Annotated in this window: 13 protein-coding genes; 8 read left to right on the forward strand and 5 right to left on the reverse strand. The window is 53.6% G+C overall.

All coding sequences use genetic code 11. From position 1 onward, the window contains the following. Positions 1 to 70: 70 nt before the first annotated feature. Positions 71 to 886: a hypothetical protein gene (locus VE954_RS07390; protein ID WP_324951217.1), complete on the forward strand. Its 816-nt coding sequence runs from the start codon at positions 71 to 73 to the stop codon at positions 884 to 886. A gap of 36 nt (positions 887 to 922) precedes the next feature. Continuing rightward, positions 923 to 1,513 carry a VWA domain-containing protein gene (locus tag VE954_RS07395; RefSeq protein WP_324951219.1) on the forward strand — a complete coding sequence of 197 codons (591 nt, stop codon included), beginning with the start codon at positions 923 to 925 and terminating at the stop codon, positions 1,511 to 1,513. A gap of 68 nt (positions 1,514 to 1,581) precedes the next feature. Here VE954_RS07395 and VE954_RS07400 read toward each other — a convergent pair whose 3' ends face one another. Continuing rightward, on the reverse strand, positions 1,582 to 1,764 hold the full coding sequence (locus VE954_RS07400) for a hypothetical protein (RefSeq protein ID WP_324951220.1): 183 nt from the start codon (positions 1,762 to 1,764) through the stop codon (positions 1,582 to 1,584). 262 nt (positions 1,765 to 2,026) lie between these two features. Between VE954_RS07400 and VE954_RS07405 the strand changes: the two genes are divergently transcribed. From VE954_RS07405 to VE954_RS07420, 4 genes are all read left to right on the forward strand, one after another. Beyond that, positions 2,027 to 3,301: a tetratricopeptide repeat protein gene (locus VE954_RS07405; protein WP_324951222.1), complete on the forward strand. Its 1,275-nt coding sequence runs from the start codon at positions 2,027 to 2,029 to the stop codon at positions 3,299 to 3,301. Positions 3,302 to 3,399: 98 nt separating this feature from the next. Beyond that, positions 3,400 to 6,267, forward strand: coding sequence for a hypothetical protein (locus VE954_RS07410; protein WP_324951224.1), 2,868 nt, complete (start codon positions 3,400 to 3,402; stop codon positions 6,265 to 6,267). 161 nt (positions 6,268 to 6,428) lie between these two features. Then, positions 6,429 to 7,103, forward strand: coding sequence for a hypothetical protein (locus VE954_RS07415; RefSeq protein WP_324951226.1), 675 nt, complete (start codon positions 6,429 to 6,431; stop codon positions 7,101 to 7,103). 120 nt (positions 7,104 to 7,223) lie between these two features. Beyond that, positions 7,224 to 8,399 carry a hypothetical protein gene (locus tag VE954_RS07420; RefSeq protein WP_324951228.1) on the forward strand — a complete coding sequence of 392 codons (1,176 nt, stop codon included), beginning with the start codon at positions 7,224 to 7,226 and terminating at the stop codon, positions 8,397 to 8,399. 147 nt (positions 8,400 to 8,546) lie between these two features. On the opposite strand, the gene VE954_RS07425 is transcribed toward VE954_RS07420, so the two are convergent. The 4 genes from VE954_RS07425 to VE954_RS07440 form a co-directional block, all read right to left on the reverse strand. Next, the gene (locus VE954_RS07425; protein WP_324951230.1) at positions 8,547 to 9,125 is read right to left on the reverse strand and encodes an MFS transporter; all 579 of its coding nucleotides are present in this window, start codon (positions 9,123 to 9,125) and stop codon (positions 8,547 to 8,549) included. A gap of 2 nt (positions 9,126 to 9,127) precedes the next feature. Beyond that, positions 9,128 to 10,111, reverse strand: coding sequence for a hypothetical protein (locus VE954_RS07430; protein ID WP_324951232.1), 984 nt, complete (start codon positions 10,109 to 10,111; stop codon positions 9,128 to 9,130). A 192-nt stretch (positions 10,112 to 10,303) separates the two neighbouring features. Further along, positions 10,304 to 10,726 (reverse strand): DUF5071 domain-containing protein, encoded by a 423-nt coding sequence (locus VE954_RS07435; RefSeq protein WP_324951234.1) that lies wholly within the window; start codon positions 10,724 to 10,726, stop codon positions 10,304 to 10,306. A gap of 7 nt (positions 10,727 to 10,733) precedes the next feature. After that, positions 10,734 to 17,015, reverse strand: a complete 6,282-nt coding sequence (locus tag VE954_RS07440; RefSeq protein WP_324951236.1) for an RHS repeat-associated core domain-containing protein — start codon at positions 17,013 to 17,015, stop codon at positions 10,734 to 10,736. Between the two features lie 356 nt (positions 17,016 to 17,371). Between VE954_RS07440 and VE954_RS07445 the strand changes: the two genes are divergently transcribed. Then, a complete protein-coding gene (locus VE954_RS07445; protein WP_324951238.1) occupies positions 17,372 to 18,727 on the forward strand; it encodes a DUF4832 domain-containing protein in 1,356 nt (451 codons plus the stop codon). Between the two features lie 18 nt (positions 18,728 to 18,745). Further along, positions 18,746 to 19,857, forward strand: a 1,112-nt coding sequence (locus VE954_RS07450) for a hypothetical protein (RefSeq protein ID WP_324951240.1), incomplete at its 3' end; no start/stop codon positions are given.

The following is a 19,857-nucleotide window of genomic DNA, read 5'->3' on the forward strand; positions in this document are numbered from 1 at the left end:
GATAATTTTTCTTTACAAACATGCCAGCAGCCTAGGCTGTTGGTCAGCAGAAACAGTGGGGAGGTTGATTGTGGGATTGATGCGGAGCCTGATTCGATTGGTTCAAACTGTCTTTGGTTTGGCGGAAGGTGGCACGGAACGAGCGACGGATACCATCCTCACGTCATCTCCGGAAGCCATTCGCAACCAGTTCCGGAAAACCAAGGAGGACTGGATACGCGATTACGACCAGATGAAGTCCGCGGTCGCCGACCTCTGCACCATCCGGGATACTAGGTCCCAGGAAATGATCCAGCTGCAAAAAAATCTCGATCAGAAGATGGCCAGCATGAAGGGTGCGATCGAGCTGTATAAAACGTCTCACGACGAACGTCTGCGCGAAACCTACGCCCGCCTTGCCGAAGAAAAAGAGGCTATGGAAGAGCGGGTGGATGAACTCGAAATCGACATTCAAAATCAAGACAAGCTGATTCAAACCTATAAGGACAAGCTCCGGAGCCTGCAGCAGAGCATCGAAAACCTCAAAAAAGAGGAATCTGAGACTGTTGCCGAAATCGTGTCCAGCCGCAAGATTGCCGAACTGAATAGCCGTCTGGAAGGCCTGGCCGTGGACACTCAAGGCAGGAATCTGGACGCTATCCGTGAGGCTCGCAAAAAAGCGCGTTCTGTCGCCCGCCTTTCCAATGAACTGACGCACCCGCCCCATGAGGAACTGGAAAATCGGATCGCAACAGCTGGCCGTGTTTCGAAACATCTGCAGTCGTTTGATGAAGCTGTGAAATTGGATCGTATCTTTGTTGAACCCCAGGGCCAGGAGCTTCTTAAAGAACCTGGAACGGCCCAAAAACAGTCAGCCCATCCCTCCATCGACTCTCTCTTTTCCTGATCGAGACAGTCGATTTTAATCTCATAAGGATGACTCATGCGTAATTTTATTCTTATCATCGACAGATCCGGTTCCATGGGCGAGGCCGTGGGTGGCGGCAGCCATCAAGCACGCTGGGATGCAGCTCGCGAATCCGTTATCGCGGTAGCGCGCAAGTGTCAGGAATTGGATCCGGACGGAATCGACCTCTATACGTTTAACACGCGCTTTCAATTTTTCCCGAACACCACAGCTGAAAAGGTCGCCCAAATTTTCCGCGAGGTGTCGCCGATGGGTGGAACAGATTTCATTCCCGTCCTTGCCGATGCCTTTGACAAACATTTTCAGTCTGATCGCCCCTCGACGATCCTGATCGTGACGGATGGCGAGCCCAGCACAGGGACTCAAGGTCAGAAAGACTTGGCACGACTTCTGGTCAGCACGGCGAATCGATTGGAAGGTGATGCAGAACTGGCTGTGAGCTTTTTTCAAATTGGACAGGATAAAGGGGCGGCAGCATTTTTAAGAAAGCTGGATGACGAGCTTCAATCAGCAGGTGCGAAATTCGATATCGTCGATACCAAAACCTTTGAGGACCTGGAAACACGGTCGATTGAAGATATTCTACTGGCAGCCGTGAACGATTAAGCCCTCGCGCCATCAAGGCCTCGAACGAGGCTGAGGGAGACTGCACATTTGCGGTCTCCCCATGAGAATCAGTGCAGGAGCTGCAGCTTGGAAATCAGGAGGAGCACAAGTCCCATCGCAGCAGTGACGGCAAAAGCCATCGACACCAGGGTGCTCATGGAAATCCGCTGCCTTTGGGGCGTCAGAACATGTTCTGGTCGCGAATCAATGAGGACATTGGCCAGGATGCGTTTTTGAAGGTCGGTCTGCATAAAATCACCTCACGAAATCATAAACTTATATATACCATATAAATGTATAGTTAACAGCCCAAAGATTCGATCGCCCTAAGGTGTCTGGCGAGAACAGGTTCCGGCTGGCCAACCCCTATTTGATTGAGGCCAAAGATAAGGTCCTGTAGAAAGGGACTCTATGGCTTACAACAAAGGTGGAGCTGTGTCAGAAAAACAGCGCTGGACAGGAATGACAAAGACTGACGGTCTAGAGAAGACTGGTGGAAAGAAGGGCGCAGTCATGAATCGGCAACGTCGTCAGTTCCTGATTAACAGCAGGCGTCTCGAAAGCGAAATCGAAACGAAGGAACTCAGGATCTGGTGGATCGCTGAGAAGATCAAAGTGGATCGCAAAACGATTTCGCGGTGGCTGGCGGGAACAGTGAAGGCGGCAGCCAGGGAAAATATTCAGGCCTTGGCTGATCTTTTGGAATGCGCCTTTGATGATTTGTGCCTGCAGGAGGAACCAGCGCCGGTCGCGGTCCCGGAACCGAAAGCGATGGCGGCTGAGTTGATCCGACAGAAGGGTTTGAAAGACCTTTTGGAACCCACCCACAACCATGCGTTGCTGGAGGCGCTGGTCAGTGCCTCGATCGATCCGAATCTGCCACCGGATACGCTGGCCGTTTTGCTTTTGGATCTGGCGCATGCCAAGGTTCGCCAGCATCGTTACAAGGAATCCGAAGAAAACGCCCAGCAGGCCCTGAAGCTCCTGATGAATTCGTCCGATCTCGCCCTGCGCTCGCGCGCACGCATGGCCCTCGCGAATGTTTTGAGCCTGCAGTCCAAACCGCGCGAAGCCTTGGATTCCATGGAAGTGTCGGTCGAGCTGGCCCGGGCTTGCGATGACGAACTGCTTTTGGCCAAGGGCCTCTCGAATCACGCCCATACCCTTTTCATGATGGCCCATTTTCAAGACGCGCGCCTGCTGGTGGATGAGGCTCTGCTCATTCACGACCGACTGCGGGCCTCGACCGGCCGTACGGATACATCCAACTGTACGGCACTGCGCGTGGCCATGCTGATTGCATTTTCGCTCGGAGAAAACGAGCTGGCCCAGGACTACATTCAGCGCGGTTTGGTGATGGCCCGGGAATTAAAATATCGTTTTAGCGAACTGCTGTCCCTGGTGTTCGGAGTTTATGCCGAGAGTTTGCAGCCATCGCCTCGGCAGGGTTGCTGTGAAGAACTTCTCCGCTATCTGAGCGAAATCGAGGCCCTGGGTCACCACCCTGACGCTTGCCAGTACACGGTCTTTGCCTTGCTGAATCTGGGGCAGGGTGAAGTGGCGCTTGAGGTGGCTCTGCGGACTTTGAAAATCGAAACGTCGCCTTATGATGAAGCGACGAAGAATATGGATGTCGCGGCTGCCGAGTGGTTTCTGGGCCGGAAGGAATCAGCGCGCAAGCGCGTCCAGGAAGCTGAAGGCATTCTGCGTGCCCATGGTTATGAACTGCGTGCGGATGAAGCCATGGTTCGTCTCGAGACCTGGAAAGGAGTGGCGCAAGAAAGCTGAGCTCCAGTCTGGCATCAAATACTGCAATATTTTTGTCCTCAGACCGTCTTTCCCGCGCGGAATCCCATCCGCTCAAACGGCTTCAGCTGAGGAAAATAATGAAAAAGTCCAAACATAACTTATCATTAGCCATGTTTGCCATGCTCCCTGCTCTCGTTTTAGGGTCCGCCTGTGACCGCAAAAACGATAAAAAGTCCCCTCCTGGACCTCGGAGCCCGAGTGGAGACATTAAAGGTGGCGTCGACCTTCCGCAGACCCTGGCCCTGACGCCTGTGGCCGCTGCGCACAATCAACAGAACCTGGTTTATGCGGCGGACGGAAAGCCGGTTCGCGTGTTTATTGATGATGCCGCTCGCATCAAAGTCAGCAACGCTCAATGCGCCGATGGCGTTTGTACGATTGATTATGTTCAGACCGAAAAAATTGTGGCAGCGCCCGCTGTCATTGTCTACCACTTGACGGATGATCAGGGTCGCAACTGGGCTCAAGGTCGTCTGACCGTCAAAGCCCAGGAACCACAGATTCCTGCTGACTTCACGTTCACGCCGCGCTTCGGCGATACCGTGAAAATTTCTGTTCCGATCAAAAATCGTGACGGCAGTGGTTTGACGACAGCCCCGGAAATCATGTCTGTGACAGCCCAAGGCGGTGAGGTTGTCCAATCGAGTTGCACAACGGCCGCCTGCGAATTCGACTATCTCTACAAAACCTCGTCCCTGAACCCTTTGATCACGTTTCAATTCAGTACGCCTGAAGCCATCGGCGCTCAGGTTCAGTTGAAACCGGCAGCGGAAGTCATTCAGTATCTGCCATCCAAAAAGTCCGCCTATGAAAGCATGACGTCCATAGCTTTGGTGCACGGTATCGATTACACGTCATCATGGATGCGACCCGCAACATATGTCCAGACCGTATCGGTATCCGGTCTATCACACCCTTCTTTCTCGTGCTCGCAGACGGGCTGTCTGGCTGATTATGTCAAGTTTTCTCCAACGCAACCCATGTGGTTGACCTATAAGATTGGTCAGAACACCACTGTTGGTCGAGTCGATTGGAATTTGATTACGCCACTGATCACGCCGTCGGCCAAGGAAGTAGTCTTGAATAGCGACACTTACACAGACGTGACATTCACAGCGGGAACAGATTACACCAGTGAAGGTGGCGTACCAGCCAGTGCGATCGATATTGAAACGGGTTCCGGCATTGCGGGGCTCTCGCTGGGCACTCGCTCGTGTTCAGCTGCTGGGACCTGCAAGGTTCAGATCATGTATTCTGGTGCGCAGCCCTTCGTCCTCTTGAACTATTCCCTCCTTGCTGGCACGTACCGCAGCCCCAAGCAGACTCTTAAAGTAATGGCTCAGGTTTCCAATACGGATTCGATTCTTCAGGTTTGGGATGATAAGAAAGAAACCTATACTGTGGAAATCCGTCCTGGTCGTGATTATCAAACCATCGATGCATCCAAGGCGACTTCGATCGAAGTCGCAAGCAGCAGCTGGCAATTGAAATTTCCCGAGGCAGAGGCGTTGGATGATACCAACCGCTCCAAAATCTTTACCTGTGATGAGCAGGGTGTCTGTCGGGGCCTTATCAGTAGGGCTTACTCTCACGTCACAGAAACGACCCTGCGATTCAAAGTGGTGACGCCCACGGTCAAGGGTGGCGCTATCGAAAAGAAACTGCAATTCTCGCGCGACAAATTCAAGTTCAAAGATCCCAACCCCTTCACCATGAGCTTCGGTGAGGAATCGAATGCGACGGTCGACAAATTTTCGGTACGTCTGGAGCACGGTAAAGATTACGATTCTGCATTCCCAGCTCAGGAAGTCAGCGTGAGTGTCATCGGTGCGGCGAGCGTCACCTTTGTCGCAGGAAATAAAATTCCCTGTGATGATACCGGCAGCTGCCTGGTCGAAGGCAGTTTTACCAGCCCGGAAGGGTACGTGGACATAGCTGTGGTCTTGAAGAACCCATTCGGTGAAGGCCAGGCCAGGACCGTTCGATTGATTCGTGAAAAGTTCGCTCCCTTCCAGCCCAATCTTGTGGCTTATGCGCTGCAGGACAATGGTTCCAGTCGATTTGAAGTTGTTATCGAGCGCGGGGATGCCAAGGGTTACAATGCGGACGAACCCGCCAGCACAATGCGTGTATATGCGATTGCAGGATTTTTTGCCGATGCGCCCGCGGCCACAACTCTGGATGTCCCATGCGATCAGGGTCGCTGCCGTTTTCAAATCAAAGCCCTATCCTACCAGGATACGTTCCGCTACCAGCTCATCGATGCCGCTGGCAAGGTAAGCATCACGACACCTGTCTCGGTCCGCTATCCTGAGCCTCTGGCTATCGACACCCGGGTCTCGATCCCTGCAGATTTCGCAGAATTCGAATTTGAAATTCCTGCCAATAGTCAGTCGTCAAGTTCGCAGGAGATCATCATCGAAGTACCGGAAGGCGTGACCGCCAACGCCATTTCACTGTTCAACGTTTTCAAGGTGAAGATTAAGCTCCCCAAAGCTTTGACCGCGGGCCAGGAACTGAAGCTTCCTTATAAGGTCAAACTGGGCGAAAAGACGTCCCAGCAAGCCGAGATTATTCTGCGTGCCGCTCCAAGTTTGAGCCTTAAAAAGAATCTTGTGGTCAAGGCCGTTCGTGATGCCGGCTCAGAAGATAACTATACTTTAAAACTGAACTACGCCGAGCACTTCAATGCGCTGCCTTCAGGTGGGCCGGAACTCGCCTACTATTTCTATGCCTCGAAGCACTTCGCACTGCGCCTGGAGAATGCTCAACTGCTGCAAGTCAAAGCGGTAAGTTGCGATATGACCGAATTTGATTGCGAATACCACTTCGCGAGAACCGATCGGGAACCTCTGGCACCCGTGACCGCACACCTCGTAGGCGGTATGGATTCGCTGACGAAGACGGCCGTGATTCCGGGATCCCTCACCATTCAGTTCAATTAATACGATCTGATCAAAACGCCCACTCGAAAGAGACGAGACCGGTGGTTGCTTCCACCGGTCACCTCACCCACCTTGACAGCCGCCTCATTTTCTTGAAACATGCATTCAATAACAAGGTTGACCTTGATCAATTGCATATTTTTAACGATGGGAGAACCAGGATGTTACGAGCTGTGGCAACCCTTACGCTTGCGTTGACGGCTGTGAGTTGCGGAGTTCCGTCGACGAGTCAGCTGCATGATATTGGGACAAACGTTGATCCTGCCAAACGCACCTTGGAGGTCATGGGAGGATTCAAAAATCATGAAAACCTGGAACGGCAATTCCGATTGTTGAGCAAGGCGGCTGGGCTGGCGGAGACACTGAGCCTGCAGCTCTACGGGGCCATCGATATGGAAGGCGAATATGTCGAATTCCTTTCGACTCCGGGATTGAAATACAGCGATGTCGTTACGGAAGGATCGGTTTTCAAGCTGACGTCCATTTTTTATTCGGGCGATACGCTTGAGTATAAAATAGGAAGCGGTCTTCCCGAGGTCTATCAGGGCCATTCCTTTGAGCAAGGTGAAAAGGACGGGGTTCCGATGGCGATCAGCGGGCATCCAGGCGACCCGGCCACTGCGGAAAGCCCCAATCAGTCGCAATCAACCTCGCAGGCCAAAGAATTGATCTTCCTTTGCAAAAATATTGCCTTTAAACATCCTTATACAGAAGATTGGCGGAAGCTGGGTTGTGATCTGAACGTTGTCAGCGGCAAGCTGCAGATCATTTATAATAAAACTCCAGCCAATCCTCAGGGCACGGTCTTCGCCTTCACGGCGCCGGCCGTCCTTTAAAGAGCTGGATGCCGGCGTTCCGGCATCTGCACCCGGCTGACCCGGCAAAGTCTGCCTGACCTTAAAGAGGCTTCACACTGTTAAACTAGGAGAGAAAATCAATCAGTGGTGGAGCCTCTTATGCATACGACCGCAAGGAAGATACTGACGACTTTGGCTGTGCTTTCACTTGGGCATGCCGCAACAGGCTGCAGCGAAAAAGATGAAGCAAAAGAGACTAAACTCACACTGAAAGTTCGAAATGCCGGCCCAACGGCTCAGAGCTTGAAACAGAGTTCTTCGCTGATCGACTCGATCGCGGGTAACCTGTCTTTTACCCCGGAATCCTATAAGCTTTGGATTAACACAGTCGTCCTACAAAACGATGATGGCCTCTCAAACCAGTTCTATATGTGCGAAAGTTCCGAGACGGACTGCGAAGTCGACCTTGCGGATGAGACTTCGATTGCGGCTTTTGAAGCCAAACTGAGCGCATTAAAAATCTCGACAGGAACCTATACCAAGGTCTGGCTCTCCTGTTCCCCGGATTCGGGCGGTTATATTAAAGTCAAAGGTCAGACGACCCTGAGCAATGGTGATATCAAATATACGGCCAATCCCGAGGACAATGATGGCAACCCTGTCACGTCCGATCTCACCAAGGCCGGGACTGTTCAACTACCGATAACCGGTTGCGGGATTACGATGCCACTGGCCAAGCCTCTCGTGGTCGGCGGCAGTAGCAGCGAGACTCAGGAGGGAGCTCCTGAAGGCTCCACGGTGACGATGACACTTTTTTCCAACCTGTATAATCAGACCTATTACGGTCCGAACATCTCGGGCGGCATGGGCGGTTGTGCGATTGCAACAGGCGCCACCGGCGGGCCTGGATTCTGTGCCTCCTATCCAAGCGTATTTCCCTACTTTGGCGAGACCACGCCCACGGTCGAGTATTACAAAGTCGCCAACTCCAAGACCTCGTCAACAGGTTTGGCCCTGGCCGATGTCAATGTCCTCGTGAAAGTCATCAAAGATGATGCCAGCAAGCCTTTTTGGGCTTCGTTCAGCAACACTTACACCGAAACTACGCTGGACTATGGTTCGGGTGATAAAGGTGTTTCAGGTTATGCGAATTCGGTCACAGCCTTTGCAATCAATGCCGATGGAAGTCTGAAAATCAAATCTGTGGATCATGGCTTCGACGCTTTCGAGCGCTCGGAACACACGGGCGAAGTCACGGGCGAGGGTATTGAAAACGGTGCCGGTACCGGTCAGGGAGTCACGTATTATTACAAGGCATTCCCTTTCACCCCTTGATCGCTGTCATCTTTCCAAGGGCTGCTTGAAGGCAGCCCTGCTACCCTGCCTCTTTTTCATCGCGTTTCCTTGCCACTCCAGCATCAAATATGCGATAGTATAATTTTTCTGCAGCAGCATCGTCCCTGACGACAAAGCCGGAATCCATCAGGTTAAACTCAATAAATCCCTTTTTACGTTGATCATCCAGGTTATGGAAAATTTTTTCCTGGAGTACCAGAATGCTTGCGGGTTCCTTGCCAGACAGGATGACCTTGCGCATACTTTCATAACGTTTGGCCAGGACGTTTGCAGGGCCGAGCGGATGCGGACGCTTGGATTCGGTCCTTTCGTTTCTGGAAAAAACACCAGGACAGCGGCGATGCACAGAAAGCCAAATCCCGCGAGCACATGAAACAGACTGCGCCAACCGAAGGCTTGACTGAGATAAGCACCGATCAATGGAGCCAGGATCGGCGCCACACCCATAACGAGCATGAGCAGCGAGAAAATGCGGGCCGAGTCGCGTTCATTGAAGAGGTCACGCACCACAGCCCGGGATGCGACCATGCCGCCGCAGGCTCCCAGGGCCTGAATAAAGCGAGCCAGAATCAAAGCATCACTGTCGCGGGCGATGGAGCATCCGATGGAGGCCAGAACATAAAGAACCAGACGTAAGGCTGCCCAGGATAAGAACCAGCGTGCGCACGGACGGGATGGACCTGGGTTGCATGGTTGGTCTTCCAAGCCTAGGATTTACGGTTATTTTGACTGCCAAAATAGGTGTCTTTACGGGCGCGCATAATGTCACCGAGCGGTCGGTGTTCGGCCAGGGCACACCAGGGGTCAAACGTATTCCGGGCTACGGATTCCTGAAACGCGCGATCGGCATCACTCGTGAAACTTTGCCGGGGCAGGCGAAGTCTGGCGACCGTAACATACGGTGCCTCGGACTCTTCCCAATTCACCGTTCCATCCTCAATGGGAGTGGTGGTTTCATCAACGAAAAATTGCAGCTGGATATCAAAGCTCAAGGTGTCCTGAGCCAAACGTTCCTGCAAATCCGCGGCCCAATCCTGCTCGGCACCGGGCTTGGGCTTGCGGCTGGCCGGCAGCATCCGAACCCGTGCTGCATAAGGCCCGCAGGCTATGGGTACGCAGCTATAAAACATCTCGGTGGCAAACCCGGTGAACGGCCGGCGCATGCCCGCAAGCGCGGACTTCAATCGGGCCAGACCTTTGAAAAAACCATAGCGCTTGAAGAAATGCGCGATCAGGGCGCCCCCTCCTTCGGTAGCTGCCATCACCAATCCTATGAATTCATCGCTGTTTTTAAGGCCGAAGAATTCGCGATTGATCAACAGAAAATCCTGAGCCTTGGCGGCGCCGCCTAAAGCCGAGGTGCCTTCCACGCCCAGGACTTTGAAAGAGAATCCTCGAATGTCCGGCATGCGATCAGGTTGAATATTCATGCTGCCATTGGAGATACGCACCAGGGCTTGATAAACACCTGGCTTTTTGAAAAGTCCCTGACTGGCAAACGAAGGCAGCTGCGGCAGGACTTCAAATTCTGCACGAATAGCTAACACCTGTTTACGGTGGAGCGCCCGGCCGATTCCGAATTTTTTGGACAGCTTACTCTGCAGTTGAGTCAATTGCTGCGTATAGAGTTTAAAACGCTGGGGTTCATCGGGCGCGATGATTTCGCGCCATTCGGTGCTAGCTGGCTTCAACGGTGAGTCCTTTCAGGAAGAGGGGGCCATCGGATATCAATGCCCCTCAGAACGACAGTACCACCTGGACCTAAAACGTCAAACTCATCCTGCGATGAAGTCCGCAAGAGGACACCGAATGGCAGGCGGAAAAAGCACCAGGCTGGTGAAGGGTGAAGCGACGGCAGGAGAAACTGCCGTCGTCCTGCCCGATTAGTCCCGCAGTTGGATCAAGGCCTCTGGATCCTGGCGCTGAATCCCCCGGGCGAGGTTGAGATGATTCAACCATTCCTCGTCATCTGTCTCCTGAGCCATCTTCATGGCAGAGGCCAAAGCCGCTTGAAAAGGCTCTGATGGTGCAGCTTTCAGAAGACGCATGATCGTCCATGCGCCCGGCCAGTTCATGTCCTGAACCCAAACAAGCAGCTCGGGCAGCAGGGCATTGAGCCGCGGAAAACCAATGTTTTGCAGGACCAGCGCCTCGTTTTGCCAAAGGGCCTTGGGCCCCTTTTGGCAAAGTTGAGTCAGATCCAGATGATCCTGCATAGCCAGGAGCTGAGTCATGGCACCATTCTGCGTTCCCTGGTCCTGATTTGCGTCGAGACTTGCGATTAACTTTTTCGTGTCCTGGCTCATGTCTTACCTACCTGTGAAACTCGGTTATGCTCATCAGGACAACCGTGAGTTGATGAGGATTGGTCGTGGCGGTCGGTCTCGAAGCGATCCAGCTCGCCATCGCCTCGTGCCCGGCGGCCGCTGACACGGAAACATGTTTCCCATGATCATTGACGGCGGTCAGGTGCCCCGTGCCATTCACTGTGACAATGGTCGTCACGTGAAAGGATTTCCCCTCTGGCCTCACCATGGTAAACGACAAGCCCGTATGATCCTGCGGTCGTGGCGTCAACGCAGTCGCGTTATTATTGCCTGTTCGAAAGATATGATAATCACCTGGGCCCTTCAAGGCCGGAAGTGCTTTGGGGACCTGCTTCGTTGGACTTGGCTTGGACGGCTTGGACGTCTTCGACGATGAGCTAGACGACCCGTGCGACGGCTTGGAACTTGGGGATGTTGATCCCGAGCCCTTGGTCAGACCGTCGGGATCATTAGAGTTCACGGGATTGTTGGCGACATAGGTATAGAGTTCACACTCCTGCCAGCTGCCGCTGATACAGCGTTCAGGATCAGCCAGAAACAAGGGATCCGGCGTTGCGAAATGCCCCAGGCTCGGGATATAGATTCGCTGCCCCATATGAATCCAGCCCGTTTCCACATCTTCGTTATGCCCGCCGAATGACAGCAGCGTCGTCGAACCGTCGGCGGCTGCGTGGTGCTGGATGAGCTGACCGAAGGCACCCCGTTCCCAGGACTCGATAAGTTGTCCCTCCGCATCGAAGCGTTTGAGAGGTGTGCCCACGCCATCAGTCAGGATCAGGCTCATGCTTTTCCGGTTCAAATCGATCTGAGCCACGAGCTGACCCGGTAGTTGCAATGTCACCTGACGTTGCGTCCCCAGGGTCAAATGCGTGTTGGGAAAATAGAGCGTGGATTCCTGACCCTCGGCGGATCGCATGCGCTTGAAACTTCGTAGACCATGCGCGTGATAACCATACTCGATCGATTCCCGACCTTTTTCGGTCCGAACCAGCCGGTCTTCAGCATTGTAAAAACCCCGCACCCCGGCAAATTCCGTCACACGACCCCATTCATCAAGCTCCAGGGTACGCTCTGCACCCGTGGCCGGCAGCAGCGGCGATCGACCAGAAGCCTGAACGGACTGCCCATCAAAATTTTGAAAGTGGCTGGCGGCCGTATAGTTCCATTGTTCATGAAGTCGAGGCTGTCGCGCTCCTGTAAGTTCGCCGCGCTTGCTATAGGTGTAAGTATGGGAATCATTCCGGCTCTGGACATAACCATTGGAATAGCGTTCCAAGGACTCGTTTTCCAGAGATTCGCCCGTCGCGCAAGCATTGTCCACGGACGAACCAGAACCCGCGAGGCAGACATCCCTTGCCTCATTCCAAAGATAATTTTCATCGTAGCCCCAGGCACTGCCGATGGCGCCTTGAGCCAGGCGGGCCCGAGTGATCTGCCGGTGAGGGGCCCAGTGGGCTTCTGAAAAGACTTTCCATGTTTCCATTCCCGGCAAGGAAGCTCTGACTTCCTTGAGTCCACCCGCACGCTCGTATTCATAGTTCACCGTAAGTTCACCGTTGATCTGAAGTTGAACCTCCTGATCATCGGCGCGCCAGGTCCTGGCTTCCTCGGAACGTTGAGCGATCGTTCCATCGGTTTTGAGATAAAGTGTCTTCTCAAGCACCACGCGATTTTTAAGGTCACGCTGGAAAACATCAAAGGTATCCAGCTTCGCCTTCGCATCATAAGTCCGTGAACCCAGCAAGGCCCCGGCCATTTCATGAAGCGTTCCTTCAGGATCCGTGATTTGATCATAATAAAGCTCGGTCAGAAGCTGCGGTGCAGCCGCCGAACGATCGATAACGTGCGTCATGCGATTCAAACTGTCGTGCGTTTGCTCGATGGTCCGCTGCTGTTTCCCATCGAAGCCAAGACTATGGATCCGCGTGACGCGCCCACGGGCATCGCGCTCCATCACCTGGGTTTGAACACCAGGAATGACACTGGCCAGGAGACGGCCTTGACTATCATGGACATAGGAACGGGGCTTCTTATCATCTTCCGTGCGCATTTCCCGCAGCATGCCGAGTTCGTTGCGCTTGTAGAGATGAAGATGCTCCTCTTCATCGATAAGTGCGTCAGGAGACTGGAGATCCCGGGCTACGATCTGCCTGGTCCTGGAACCTTCTTTTCCCGTGATGGTTTCAATCCGGCCCCAGGCTGGATATTGAAAGCTTGTGGTTTCGGCCTCACCAACCGACGACTGCGATTTTAAACGGCCTGTGCCGTCAAACATCTGCCATGAGGCAGGACCGGCATGTTGGAAAATTTCGCTGCTCTGAGCCAGGACCACATCATAGGACGATGAGACCTGATAGGGACTGGTCTGCCAGACCTTTTGGCCCGCACGGTCAAAGGCAATGCGGGCGTTGACCCAGGCCGGTTCCTGATCGCGATCGATCACCTGCGCCAGCAGTCGACCTTCAGCGTCGAGCAGATCGCTTTTCCTTTGCACGATCGATTTCAGACTCGCATCGAAGAGCCTGACTTCCTGCAGCGAAGGTCGCTGCACAGAACCTTGTTCATAGCGGAAGGTTTGCTCCTCGCCCAAAGCACTGATGACTTTCAGAGGTCGACCCAAAGCATCGCGTTCCATTTCAGCCCAATACCCTTGCGGTGTCTGGGTCAGCAGAGGATAACGTGAGGCGCCGGCCTTGGGCTTACGATCCAGAACCAGACAATCCTTGTCCGAATAGCATGCGTGGGATGTGTGCTCCTTGGCATTTTTTGTGGCAATACGGAATAAGGACCCCGGTCCATAGCTATAACTTTCGATCAGACCCAAATCATCCTGAATGGATGTGATCATACCAAAGCCGGCGTCATCGGCATCATAGTTGGTGATAAGGGTACGTGTGGTTTCGGTAGGAATCAACTGCGCGAGAGCTTCAGGCAGTTGCGCACGGTCATCTTCGAAGACATAAGTGCTTTCAGTTTCGCGAATGGGTTTGCCCCAGACAGGATGATAAACGGCTTCATAGAAGGCCACAGTTCTGCCGCTGCCAAGGCTCTTCACAGTGCGTTGGCTGATGTTGGTCAGGATTCCGGACTGGGTGGACGTCACATCGTATTCAAGGCTGGTCTCCAAAGATCGCGCCGACAGAGTTTGTTCGCGTGGTCCTTGAATCTCATTCATGTCCAGTTGTTCCTTGGCCAACCGGAATTGAACCTCATCATAGGTCCGACTGGTTCGCACCATCCTGGCCTCGCTGCAGGAGGCCTCCAGTCCACTGCATTGAAGCTCTTCCTGAAGATCATTTTTGATAAAGTAACGTGGTCGGATGTGGGCCGCGCGACTGGGCGTGGTCGCGGGGACCTCAGGTTGCAGAGGGCGCAAACTGTAAGTTTTATTCTGCATGATCAGACTAAGGCCTGTCTGCGCGGATGAACCATAGATCGATTCAAAAAGCGAAAGCACGGTACGAGTGTGGGCCGGATCAACCTGCACGTGCTGGCGCAAGCTGTCTTCTTTTGCAGAGTCCCAGGGCAGCTCGATCGTTTCGGATTTTTTAACCAAGGCTCCGAGGTAACGGTGCTGGTCAAGGCTCGTGAGACCCAAGGCATAATCGAAGGTATCCATCTGCGCGTCGGCAACCACTCGTCCACTCAGCACGCTGCCAGGCCGGAATATTTTGACTTTGTCGAAGCCAAGGAAGCTATTCCGCTCGTTGTCCCAACGGGCGTCCTCATAGTTATATTCGGCAAAGCTCGTGATGGCGAAAACATCCGCCGCGGCCGTAAAATCACGGGACTGCGTGACCCGTTGCTGAGCGATCGTCATGGCAACCGGAAGAGGACGCATGAGGGCCGACCCTGATGGATCTTTGCGAGCCTGACGCAAGGCCGCATAGCTGGTGAACTCCAGAGCTTGCATCGAACCGGTTTCGACGGAGACTTGAGAAAGAAGACCCGTACCGAGATCCTGCCCCTCCCCTTTCCGATTCAGATCGATGATCTGCAGGTTCTTTGTCGTGGCATTCCAGGTCACGATTTCGTCATAGCCGTCCTGATCGACGTCCATCGACAGCGTATCGTATTTATTCTTGGAGAGACTGATGCTCTGTGGAATGGTCATGGTCTGTTTTTTGGCAAAACCCTTTTCACTGGCTTTGCCCAGCCAGAATTCAAGCTCATGGCTCTTGTCATTGATACGGGCAAAGTCAAGGACGCCGTTGCTATCGAGATCGAGCAGCAGCATCCCGTTGATGGTTTCCGTCAGAGACTGTTCAATCTCCAGGTCATCGATGCGATAGAAATATTGGCTTTCGCAAGTCAATCCAGCTGCTGGCTTATCCTGTCGGAAGAGGTAAGAACCGGTTATGCCGGTGAGCCCCTGATTTTCGAAGAGGCATAGGCCCTTGGTACCGGTGGCTAGAGCCACGATTTTGACGAGGTCGATCAAACCGTCGCGATTCATATCAATGAATCGGTATTCGGGTTGGGCGAGCGTGCCCGTGGCCGAGGTCGCAAAAGGATATTTGAAGGTGCGGCTCACGAAGGAGATTTGATCGGATCCCCTTTTACTCGTATTCATATAGGCTTGAAATTGTGCATTTCCATCGGTGCCGAGCGCCGGATAAAGAATATCGGGACGGCCATCACCGTTCAGGTCACGCAGATAACCACGACCATTGGTAAAAAAGCTGCTGTCGACTTTCAGGTCGATCAGCTGGCCATTGGATTCCAGCTTCGCCTTCGCCGTCGTCGACTCAAAGCCCTCGCCGCCCATCGGTCGACGGCTGAAAAACACGGTCCAGGTGCCATCACCGGCAATTTCGATCAGATCGTCCCAACCATCGCCGTTCAAATCACTATGAAGAAATCCGTTCCTGGTCGCACTGTCATTGAGCAGGGGGACCACAGTTTGGGAACCGGTCGAGGTCTTGCGCTTGATGGTCAACGCCGGGCCTTCGACAAAAGGAGCATCCTGCTGGGCGAAACCCTGATTATAGAATACGCGGTTCACACCCTTGGCTTTATCATGAACAACAAGATCCGGGAGACCATCCTGGTTGGCATCCAGAAGTTCTCCATTGTTTTGGTAACCGAGACCAGTCAGGGGTCCGGGTGCGTCCTGACTAAAGCTGACCACAGCATCGCCTGCCGGTGTTTGCCAGGTTTTATAGGAGATCTGAACGGTGGAATCACGAGCGATGGTGACATCAGTGGGGTCCCCCACCTTTTGACCGAAGCGATAGATACGGGCCAGGTAAAGGGAGTCGGCCTTTTCAGTGTTGCGTTCCGATTCGGATGAGAACAGTTCAGAAAACCATTGCGAGAGAGCCCGCCAGGCTCGGGTCGCAAGACCGGGGTCGACATTAGCACCTTCGGCCAGCAAGGAGGCTGGGTTTGGTTCAACTTCGAGCCTGCGACTTTGAGCCTCGTTGCAGGACAGAGCGGCAAAACTTTGGACGGGAAAACGGCTATAGGAAAACAGCCAGGTGTTTTGCGGTTGATCATCCAGACAGGCCACCACACCCTTATAATAAAGTCGTGCTTCCTGCCGAAACGTGGCAGCAAAACTCACAGGGCCTGTGGGGGCAGCATCCAGATGGAAAACATAGCGTGACCGTTGACTGGCAAAGACCACTTCCTTAAGGTACGAACGGCCCTGGTCCTGTAGATACCGATACTCGATGGCATCGCCTCCCGGCCGGATTTCATAGACCAGGGGCCAGCGCGAGACAAACTTGCGTTGAATCTCGGGTATGGTGGGTGCTGTCTGATAAAAATAGGCCTCAGCGACAGTGGAGTCACCGGAATAGATACGGCGCGAGCCATCCGCGGCTCGGACTTCAAAGCCTGAACTGATATCTCGCGTTTCGAGTCTGCCTTCAGCATCACGCAGCTGAATTTTGAAAGGCGCATCATAACGCAGAATCTGCACCTTGCTCTCGAAGGACTCCGTGGAGTATTCGACCGCTCCGTTCCTCTGGGCGACATAGCGCAGAGGTTGCCCATCCAGGGATAACTGATAAAACGTATCCTTGGTTTTGGCATCCAGAGTCATGTTGTAGTAAGGATGCGGCGTACCGAATTCATGATCCACGCGCAGGGACGAAGTGGTCAGGCCCCAGCCCAGACCAAAACCCTGTCCTTCATCCGTAAGGCTCTGCTGATAAACAAGCGCAAGGTTAGGATCCAATCCATTTCTCGACGGCAGCTCAGGCAAAGGCAGAGTGACAGAAGCCGAACCGAATCGCGGATCGATTTCGACCTGCGGATTCACGACCTCCTGCGCAGCACTTGGACCTGCGAAAAGAAGAAATAGGACCAACCATTCCCACGACCCTGTCATCCGTTTACCATGCGCACTCATAAGTCAAACCTCACCGCGTCTCACGCAACCTTTTCGTTTCATAAAGCGAGGCCGTGAGCAATAAACATGCCGGCGACAGACAAGCGCGAAACAGGACATTCTTTGGAAAAAATCAGGCGAACCCCTTGCTGGTTTGTCCATATTTCTGGATTTGGTTTGGCGCCTTGTCCCGATTGTTGGACACTGTCGCTATCGGGAGCCTAGTGCCTTTGGGGTTTTGTTACCGGCAGCAAAGTTCGTTATAACCATGCAGAGGAGGCCTTCCTTTGCGCAATTTCAGCACCATCATCATGATCGCGAGTCTGCTGGCTCTGGCTTGTACACAACGCGTGCACCGCCCAGGGAAACCTATCACGCGTCCGCAGAGCGTGGAATTGCCGGCGCCACTGGTCGATCCACCCGCACGAGCAAGTTGGACCTATCAGGAAAATCCTGGCAGCGTGGTCAGCCCAGGCCGAGGCTTTTACTCCTGGAATACAGCGGACGCTGATAAAGGTCTGACTTTGATTCGGGTTGTTCTGTCGGCCTATTGCGACCGGGAGATCCTGGACAAGGCTGTTACGGATGATCTCAAAAAGCGGTTCACTGATCTGCGCCTTGTACCTGGAAAGCAGGCAATTATACGAGTGATCTATGCGGATGATGGTGTGCTGAATCCTTGTGGTCTGACCGAAGCCGCGAACCCTGGCATCACCATCCGTCACCTAAAACAACTGGCTCCTATCCTGAAAGCCAATCGGCAGGATATCGCTTTCTTCGAAGCCGGTTTCTACGGCATGTGGGGCGAATGGAATAGTGAGTATGCTCCCAGCGGTCGAGGCTATGCGGAAGATCCGGATCTGCGCTTCAATCTGGTGCGGGCCCTTTTGGATGAACTTCCCGAAGATTTTTTGATCATGTTGCGTCGTCCGCGCTTTCGTCAGGAACTGGAAACCAAAGTATCCGAGCCGGATATGAGGCGCCTGGCTTTTCATAATGATTGCTTTCTGGCTTCCGCAACCGATATGGGAACGTATGATGGGGACCGGACGCCGGATCAGTGGAAGGATATGATCGGAGCGCTCTCGCGTCAGGGCCAAGCCATCGGTGGCGAAACCTGTGTCGACGATCCCGTCTTTACCAGCTGCAAGGCAGCCGTGCAGGATATGAAAAGACTCGGCATGACCTACCTGAACACAGGCTGGAACACAGCGGTTCTGCAGCGGTGGAAAGATGAGGGTTGCTATGAGGAGATCGCCTCGCATCTCGGCTATCGTTTCATTCTGCAGGGGGCTTCCGCAGCACTGACCGCTGATAAAAATCTGAGTCTGCAGGTGACCATTCAAAACGATGGCTTTGCGCCCGCCTATCAACTCTTTCAACCTGAATTGTTCCTGGTCAATGCAGCGGGCGAGTCCAGAGCTCTGGAAATAAAGGCCGGCGAACATCTCGATCCGCGGTCCTGGCGCTCCGAGCAGACGGACTCTATTCACATGCTGGCCGACGCCTCGGCACTTGCCCCTGGAAATTACCAAGTCTTCCTGCGCTGGTCCTATTACGATCGCATTTTGCGGTTTCCCGTGCAGTCCATCTGGAACGAAACCTGGCAAAGTTATGAGTTGGGATCCCTTTCCATCCCCTAATACGACGTGGGGCATGATATGACATCCTTCACCCTCTCGGACCCAGGGATTGTGCAGCTGACAGGAAAAAGTCTGCGGCCGCATCAAAGCACGTTTCCTGATCGAACCCCTGCCGACCCTGTTGCCTTTATCGATCAAGACACCGGAGAAGCCTGTATTTATGGGACGCAGGTCGACGGCAGCGGGATCTGTTTCCTTCGTTATCGAAGTCTGAGCGCGCTCTTAAAGGGCGAGGACTACGAACGGGTCAGCCGCGATGTGCACCTGCCTGGTGGCCGCAAGCTTGAGGGTAAGGAAGCTATCTGGGATACTTTTCGCCTTGCCTATCATCACCTCCAGGAGGCCTTTCCCGATCTCGAAACATTCTATGCACGACACGGGATCAAACCCGCCAGTGACATCTATTACGGTGGAGTGGCTCTGAAAGCGGACGGCACCCTGGGTGACTTCCCCGTTGATAACTGGCGGCGTCGGATTCATCCTATTGTCGAGCGACCGGACGGGACGTTGGAATTGATTCCGAATCCAGCCTTCAATCCGATCCCAGCTCATGCAAAAACCACGGATTATATAGGCTTTGGACAGCTGCCCGCCTTGCCCGGCAATTATCTGGGTCATGCCTATGGACCCAATTTCAAATTGGTGCGTTCCGACGTTTCCGTCAGCGGTCGCACCGAACTCTGGATGATTCATGAAGAGGTTTGCCGGCGGGTGATGATCGAAGGCAGGCCGGCGGAGATAACAGAGATTTTCGCCCGCCGTATGACCTCGCCCTTTGAAGCGGAATTGGACAGCGTCCGTCTCCTCAGTGCGGAATCCCCAGATGGAATTCTGTCACCCGACTCCTGCCGCGGTCCTCTTCTGAATTATACGAAATTGCTGGAAGGATTCAGGCCGACCCAGGTGGAACCAGCCGGCGTCCTGATCACGCGGCGGGCTCACCGGACCGAATCCGGTGCACTTGAATATGTGTATGACCCGGATCTGGCGAAGCAGGAATATTTCTTCCTGACCGGCAGCAGCGGAAACTTTTGTGGTGATGACTATGATGTGATGATGGCCGTTCGCGAAGGCTCCGCGATTGGCCCCTATCGGCTCATCACCAAACCAGGAAGCTCGCGATGGAAACG

It is taken from the genome of Oligoflexus sp. (assembly GCF_035638955.1).
Taxonomy (GTDB): domain Bacteria; phylum Bdellovibrionota_B; class Oligoflexia; order Oligoflexales; family Oligoflexaceae; genus Oligoflexus.

Bases quoted from the DNA above. Each gene is read 5' to 3' on its own strand.
- VE954_RS07395 (WP_324951219.1), top strand. From the start codon at position 923: ATGCGTAATTTTATTCTTATCATCGACAGATCCGGTTCCATGGGCGAG.
- VE954_RS07400 (WP_324951220.1), bottom strand. From the start codon at position 1,764: ATGCAGACCGACCTTCAAAAACGCATCCTGGCCAATGTCCTCATTGAT.
- VE954_RS07405 (WP_324951222.1), top strand. From the start codon at position 2,027: ATGAATCGGCAACGTCGTCAGTTCCTGATTAACAGCAGGCGTCTCGAA.
- VE954_RS07410 (WP_324951224.1), top strand. From the start codon at position 3,400: ATGAAAAAGTCCAAACATAACTTATCATTAGCCATGTTTGCCATGCTC.
- VE954_RS07415 (WP_324951226.1), top strand. From the start codon at position 6,429: ATGTTACGAGCTGTGGCAACCCTTACGCTTGCGTTGACGGCTGTGAGT.
- VE954_RS07420 (WP_324951228.1), top strand. From the start codon at position 7,224: ATGCATACGACCGCAAGGAAGATACTGACGACTTTGGCTGTGCTTTCA.
- VE954_RS07435 (WP_324951234.1), bottom strand. From the start codon at position 10,726: ATGAGCCAGGACACGAAAAAGTTAATCGCAAGTCTCGACGCAAATCAG.